The following is a 996-nucleotide window of genomic DNA, read 5'->3' on the forward strand; positions in this document are numbered from 1 at the left end:
CCGGATGTGTCTAACCCCGGCAAAATCATTTTGGACATCACCGTTGATAAGAAGGAAAAAATCAAAATTCGCAAGGTGCATATTCTTGGCAACGATGCGATTAAGGCTTCCGACATACGAATTGTTTCTCAATTTCAACCCCGCAATAGGGGTCGTTTTTAGGGAGAATTTGAATTTTAGATGGTCAATGGCGGCAGATTTGCTGCTCGGACGGGTGAACGGCGACACAAAAAATGTTAAAAATGTTTTCCCATACGATGCACAGACAAGTTTTGAACGCATATTTGTGGAATTGGGAGGACACATAGAGTTTAATTTTGTGCCTTACAGCGACAAATACGAGTATCTGAACACCAGTCCGATTACGCCCTACATCTTCGCCGGATTGGGCTTGACGTACGCAAGCGGTACAGACAGGTTCTTTGGTTTCCAAGTACCTCTGGGTTTGGGGTTGCGATACAAACTGATGAACAGGTTGAATTTAGGATTGGAAGTGGCAGTGCATCAATTGTTTAGCGACGATTTTGATACACCGGACAAGAGAGAAAAATTTAATTTGAATGACCCGTACAAAACAAGCGAAGGGACATTCAAAAACAACGATAGTTACAACACAGTCCTCTTCACCATCACATGGGACATAGGACTGAGAACAAATGGATGCTGCGAACCATAGCAGTTACCAGTTACCAGTTACCAATTAGGTAGTTGATAATTGGGTAATTGAAAATTGGTAATTGGTAAATTGGTAATTGAAAATGGATAACTGGTAACTGGTAACTGGTAACTGATAAGAATATGAGTGATATACAACGACTTCCGAAGCATGTTGCCATCATAATGGATGGGAACGGACGCTGGGCACAACAACGCGCGCTTGACCGCTATGAGGGTCATCGCGAAGGGGGTGTGTCGGGGCGCAACGCGGGGGAGGCTGCTGTTGAAATTGGTGTTAAGTGGCGGCCCCTCTACACGTTCTCGCCCGGAAAATGGAAC

Annotated in this window: 2 protein-coding genes; both read left to right on the forward strand. The window is 44.6% G+C overall.

Annotation, left to right across the window (positions count from 1 at the left end; translation table 11 throughout):
* The first annotated feature begins 94 nt into the window (after nucleotides 1–94).
* The gene (porG, locus tag ASC50_RS01240; protein WP_226995316.1) at nucleotides 95–676 is read left to right on the forward strand and encodes a type IX secretion system protein PorG; all 582 of its coding nucleotides are present in this window, start codon (nucleotides 95–97) and stop codon (nucleotides 674–676) included.
* Between the two features lie 122 nt (nucleotides 677–798).
* Nucleotides 799–996 (forward strand): undecaprenyl diphosphate synthase family protein (locus ASC50_RS06640; protein ID WP_162491117.1); only part of this gene is annotated, 198 nt, incomplete at its 3' end.

The sequence above is a fragment of the Candidatus Symbiothrix dinenymphae genome (genome assembly GCF_001431085.1).